We start from the raw sequence: 5,442 nt of genomic DNA on the forward strand, positions 1-5,442 counted from the left end.
CCCCTGCCCCTGCCCGCTCCGCGCCCGCAGACGCCTGCGTCCACGACGCCCTCACCCTGCGCACCCTGGAGGAGTCCCTGCGCTCCGCCCTGGACCAGGAGCACCGCCCCCGGCTCGCCGCCGGCCTCGCCGCCGTCGCCGCCGACGGCCCGCGCGCCCTGGACCGCCGCTTCCCCGCCGCCGGCCGCGACCACGGCCGCGGCCCCCTGCCCGGCTGGGCCGGCTGGACCGTCGAGGACGCCGTCCGCACCCTCCTGCTGCGTGCCCTGACCCGGTACGGGACCACCGGCGCGGCCCTGGCCGCCGAGGCCGCCGACCGGTACGCGCAGGGGGACGCCGCCGAGCGCCGCGGGGTGCTGCGGGCCCTGCCGTTCCTGCCGGTCGGCGACCGCGCCGTGCACCTCACGGACGACGCCGTCCGCACCAACGACAACCGGCTGATCGCGGCCGCCCTCGGCCCGTACGCCCGCGCCCACCTCGACCAGTACCGCTGGCGGCAGGCGGTCCTCAAGTGCCTGTTCACCGGCATCCCGCTGGCGAGGGTGTCCGGGCTCAACGAGCGCCGCGACGCCGAACTGGCCCGGATGGCCCGCGCCTTCGCGACCGAGCGCCGCGCCGCCGGCCGCCCCGTCCCCGCCGACCTGTGGGTCCTGGTGCCGTGACCGGAAGGGTTCACCGCCTCGCGACGCTCCCCCGGCTACCGCTGGGAGGTGCCCCCAGGCACGGCACCTCGCCGCGTTGTCGGACCGCGCAAGTACGTCCAGTACGAGCCGCGGCCCTCCGCCTTGCGATGCGTCCCCTCGGCCCTGCGGGCCTGGGGAGGCCCCATGCACCGGACGCCGCGAGGCGGCAAACCGTTCCGGCCACGGCACCAGCGACCCTCGACCACTGACCCGACGACGAATCCCTCCCGGAGCCCGGCCATGCGCATCTTCGACCCGCACATCCACATGACGTCCCGGACCACGGACGACTACCGAGCGATGCACGCCGCCGGCGTCCGTGCGCTGGTCGAGCCCGCGTTCTGGCTGGGTCAGCCACGCACCTCCCCGGGCAGCTTCACCGACTACTTCGACGCGCTGCTCGGCTGGGAGCCGTACCGGGCCGCCCAGTTCGGGATCGCCCACCACTGCACGATCGGCCTCAACCCCAAGGAGGCCAACGACCCGCGCTGCACCCCGGTCCTGGACCTGCTGCCCCGCTACCTCGCCAAGGACGGGGTCGTCGCCGTCGGCGAGATCGGCTACGACACCGTCACCGAGGCCGAGGACCACGCCTTCGCCGTCCAGCTCGGCCTCGCCGCCGAGTTCGGCCTGCCCGCCCTCGTGCACACCCCGCACCGCGACAAGGCGGGCGGCACCGCCCGCTCCCTCGCCGTCGTCCGCGAATCGGGCATCGACCCGGGCACGGTCGTCCTGGACCACCTCAACGAGGTCACCGTCGCCGAGGTCCACGACTCCGGCTGCTGGATGGGCTTCTCCATCTATCCCGACACCAAGATGACCCCGGACCGGATGGTCGCCATCCTGAAGAAGCACGGCACCGAGCGGATGCTCGTCAACTCCGCCGCCGACTGGGGCCACAGCGACCCGCTCCTCACCCGCGCCACCGCCGAGGCCATGCTCGCCGCCGGCTTCGACGAGGACGACGTCGACCGCGTGCTGTGGCGCAACCCGGTCGCCTTCTACGGGCAGTCCGGCCGTCTCGGGTTCGACGGCGCGCCGCGATCCGTCCGGGCCGACGCGCAGGCCGCGGGCCTGTACGCGGGCAACTCCATCGCCCGCGGCGGGAACTGACCGGAGCCCGGGGGACACCGCATGCGCTTCCGCCACCGCGACGGCACCGCCGTCCACCTCGCCTACTGCACGAACGTGCACCCCGCCGAAACCCTGGAGGGCATCACCGACCAGCTCACCACCTACGCCGAACCCGTCCGCAAGGCGGCCGACGAGCCCGTCATCGGCCTCGGACTGTGGCTGCCCCAGGACGCGGCCGCCGCCCTCGCCGCCGACCCGGCCGCAGTGGCCGCCCTGCGCCGCGAGCTGACCGCCCGCGGCCTGGAAACCGTCACCCTCAACGGCTTCCCCTACCGGGGCTTCCACGCGCCCGTCGTCAAGCGGGCCGTGTACTACCCGGACTGGTCCGAGCCCGCCCGCCTCGACTACACCCTCAACCTGGCCCGCATCCTGGCCCGGCTGCTGCCCGCCGACGCCGAGCGCGGCTCGGTCTCCACCCTGCCCCTGGCCTGGCGCACCGCCTGGTCGCGGACCCGCAAGGCCGCCGCCATGCGCCAGCTGGACGCGCTCGCCGCCGGACTGCGCCGGATCGAGGCCGAGACCGGCCGGACCGTCCGGGTCGCCGTCGAGCCCGAGCCGGGCTGCGTCGCGGAGACCACCGAACAGGCCGTCCGGCTCCTCGCCGACGCCGACCACGACCGGATCGGGCTCTGCCTGGACGTCTGCCACCTCGCCGTCGCCCACGAGGAGCCGGGCACCGCCGTGGCACGGCTGCTGACCGCCGGACTCCCGGTGGTCAAGGTCCAGGCGTCGAGCGCCCTGGAGGCCGCCGACCCGGCGGACCCGGAGGTCCGGGACGCCCTCGCCCCCTTCGCGGAGCCCCGGTTCCTGCACCAGACCCGCGAGGCGGCCCCGGCCGGCGCCGCCCTGCTCGGCTCCGACGACCTCGGGCCCGCCCTCGCAGGGGCGCTGCCCGGCCGGGCACCCTGGCGGATCCACTACCACGTGCCGCTGCACGAGGAGCCGGCCCCGCCGCTCGCCTCGACCGGCCCGGTGCTGCGCGAGACCCTGCGGACCCTGTTCGGCGGGGACCACGCCGTCACCGACCACATCGAGGTGGAGACGTACACCTGGTCCGTGCTCCCCGAGGGCAGCCGGCCCGTGGGCGCCGAGGGCCTCGCCCGCGGGATCGCCGCCGAGCTGTCCTGGACCGGCCGCGAACTGACCCGCCTCGGCCTGGCCCCGGCCGCGCCCGCCACCCGGAAGGAGACCCGCTCATGACCGGATCCACCCGGGGAACCCGCAAGGTGGCCGTCCTGTGCACCGTCGGGCTCACCCCCCGCCTGCTGCCCCACATGCCGAACCTGCGGGCCGTCGGCGAGGAGGGCTTCACCGCCCCCCTCGACACCGTCTTCCCCGCCGTCACCGCCACCGTCCAGGCCACCCTCACCACCGGCCTGCTGCCCCGCGCCCACGGGGCCGTCGGCAACGGCTGGTACTTCCGCGACCACGGCGAAGTGATGATGTGGCGCCAGCACAACGCCCTGGTGCAGGGCGAGAAGGTCTGGCAGGCCGCCCGCCGCCGGGACCCCGGCCACACCACCGCCTACCTGTGCTGGTGGTGGGCGATGGGCGCGGACGCCGACACCGTCCTGACCCCCCGTCCCGTCTACCACCACGACGGCCGCAAAGCCCCCGACTGCTACACCGTCCCCGCCGCCCTCCGCGACGAACTCACCGACCTACAGGGTGAGTTCCCCCTCTTCCAGTACTGGGGGCCGACCGCCTCGCTCACCTCCACGCGGTGGATCGCGGGCGCCGCCCGGCACGTCGCCGACACCCGCGACCCCGACCTGTCCTTCATCTACGTCCCCCACCTCGACTACGACCTCCAGCGGTACGGCCCCGACAGCCCCCGGGCCGTCCGGGCCGCCCGCGAGGCCGACGCCGCCCTCGGCCCGCTCCTCGCCGGCCTGCGCGAGCGCGGCACCACCGTCGTCGCCCTCAGCGAGTACGGCATCTCCCCGGTCAGCCGGCCCGTGGACATCAACCGCGCGCTGCGCCGCGAGGGCCTGCTGTCGGTCTACCGCCAGCGCGGCATGGAGTACCTCGACCCGTACACCTCCCGGGCGTTCGCGGTCGCCGACCACCAGGCCGCCCACGTGTACGTCGCCGACCCGTACGACATCCCGCGCGTGCGCGACGTACTGAAGGCGCTGGACGGCGTGGACGAGGTCTGGGACCGGACCCGGCAGGCCGACTACGGCATCGACCACCCCAACGCCGGCGAGCTCGTCGCCGTCTCCGAGCCCGACGCCTGGTTCACGTACTACTACTGGCTCGACGACCGCCACGCGCCCGACTTCGCGCGCGGCGTCGAGATCCACCGCAAGCCCGGCTACGACCCGGCCGAACTGTTCTTCGACCCCGCCGACCCGGCGGCCAAGGCGAAGGCGGCCCTGGCCGTGCTGAAGAAGAAGGCCGGCCTGCGGGCACCGCTCCGGGTGGTGCCCCTGGACCCCGGCTGCGTCCGCGGCAGCCACGGCCGGCTGCCCGGGGACGACCGCGACGGGCCGCTCCTGCTGTGTTCCGACCCGGGACAGGAACGGGCCCGCTACCACGCCACCGAGGTCAAGGACCTGCTCCTGCGCCTCGGCGGACTGACCTGACGACGCCCCTCCGAAGGGGGAGAGGAGGAACCCGATGACCAGTCAGCTGCTCGCGGCGCCCCGCGTGGACGTGCCGGAACCGGCCGCACGGGAGGCGGCCCGGCTCAAGGAGACCGGCGAGGCCCACGTGTGGTGGTGGCCGCTGGGCGACCGGGTCGACCAGGACGACTTCGACCTGCTCGACGAGGTCGAGCAGGTCCGCGCCCGCCGCTACCGCGCCGAGCGGGACGCCGCCGCGTTCGTCCGCACCCGGGCCGGCGCCCGCCGCGCCATCGGCGAACTGCTCGGCGTCGACGCCCGTACGGTGGCCCTCGGCCGCCGGGTCTGCCCCGGCTGCGGGGACCTGGAGCACGGCCCGCCGGCCGTGGCCGACCCGGCCGTCGGGCTCGCGGTGAGCTTGACCCGGACCAACGGGTGCGGGGTGCTGGGGCTGCACGCGGGGGACTGGATCGGCGTGGACATCGAGGCCCTGCGGCCCGTCGAGTCCGGCTCGCTGGCCGACGTGGTCCTCGCGCCCGCCGAGTACGCGTACATCATGTCGCTGCCCGCCGGACCCGAACGGACCGCCGCCTTCCACCGGGTGTGGACCCGCAAGGAGGCCGTGCTCAAGGGAGTCGGGCTGGGCCTGCTCGGCATCGACCTGAACGCCCTCGACGTCACCCCGGGCGTGCCCGGCCCGGTCGAGGTGGTGCACGGCTACCAGGGCGAGGTGACCCGCTGGCAGGTCGACGACCTCGACCTCGACGGCAACTGGTCCGCCTCCCTGGCCCGCCCGGTGGACGGCACCCCGCTGGGCCCCATCCACCGCCACCGCCCGTAGCCATCCGGCCGACGCCCCGAAGCGGCCCCCAGGCGAATCCAGCCTCGCCGGCGTTTGAGGCGCGGGGTTCGGGGCGGCGCCCCGACACACGGGCCGCAGGCCGACGTCCGGGCCGGGGGCACATCCGGCCCCGTCGGCGTTCGAGGCGCAGGTTCGGGGCGGTGCCCCGACGCACGGCCAAGCGGGGGCCGCCCCAACCCACCGCACGGATGCCCAC

The 5,442-nt window shown here is 75.6% G+C and carries 5 protein-coding genes; all 5 read left to right on the forward strand.

What is annotated here, in order from left to right; genetic code table 11:
* Positions 1–662 (forward strand): EboA domain-containing protein (locus tag HYE82_RS33650; RefSeq protein WP_218783357.1); only part of this gene is annotated, 662 nt, incomplete at its 5' end.
* A gap of 261 nt (positions 663–923) precedes the next feature.
* A complete protein-coding gene (locus HYE82_RS33655) occupies positions 924–1,796 on the forward strand; it encodes a TatD family hydrolase (protein WP_179178013.1) in 873 nt (290 codons plus the stop codon).
* A 21-nt stretch (positions 1,797–1,817) separates the two neighbouring features.
* The gene (gene eboE, locus HYE82_RS33660; RefSeq protein WP_179178014.1) at positions 1,818–3,017 is read left to right on the forward strand and encodes a metabolite traffic protein EboE; all 1,200 of its coding nucleotides are present in this window, start codon (positions 1,818–1,820) and stop codon (positions 3,015–3,017) included.
* The gene (locus tag HYE82_RS33665) at positions 3,014–4,405 is read left to right on the forward strand and encodes an alkaline phosphatase family protein (RefSeq protein WP_179178015.1); all 1,392 of its coding nucleotides are present in this window, start codon (positions 3,014–3,016) and stop codon (positions 4,403–4,405) included. Before eboE ends, HYE82_RS33665 begins: the two co-directional genes overlap by 4 nt.
* A 34-nt stretch (positions 4,406–4,439) precedes the next feature.
* Positions 4,440–5,225 (forward strand): 4'-phosphopantetheinyl transferase superfamily protein, encoded by a 786-nt coding sequence (locus tag HYE82_RS33670; RefSeq protein WP_179178016.1) that lies wholly within the window; start codon positions 4,440–4,442, stop codon positions 5,223–5,225.
* Positions 5,226–5,442: the final 217 nt, after the last annotated feature.

The organism is Streptomyces sp. BR123 (assembly GCF_013401435.1).
Classification (GTDB): Bacteria; Actinomycetota; Actinomycetes; order Streptomycetales; family Streptomycetaceae; genus Streptomyces.